Here is a 365-nt window from a genome sequence, read left to right as displayed (position 1 = left end):
GTACAACCCCTATTTAAAAATAGTTTGTCCAATTTTCTAAAAAGAGTTCCTACATACGCTTGATGAATATGCTGCTGATCTTTTCAAAGGTACGATTCGAGACAATCTGCGATCTTGAAAACACAATGTTTTTTTAAGTCTCTAGTATTAAAAAAGAAGTTCTTTTGTCCAAGTTTGAAAATATAGATATATTAATGTTGCTATTAAGTGCCTGTTTCTTTTAATACTTGCTACTTTATTTTAACACTGCCTTCATAACTACTATTCACTGTTATTATGTTAATTACCTTTATAACATTTATCAATTTAAATTAATTATAATTTGATATTGATTTCCCTTTGATAAATGTTATCATTGAGTGAGA

Origin of the sequence: Bacillus sp. JJ1474, assembly GCF_036965225.1 — a bacterium.
GTDB lineage: Bacteria > Bacillota > Bacilli > Bacillales > Cytobacillaceae > Cytobacillus.
The sequence above is the reverse complement of the archived record's forward strand: the minus strand, read 5'-3'. Positions refer to the sequence as shown.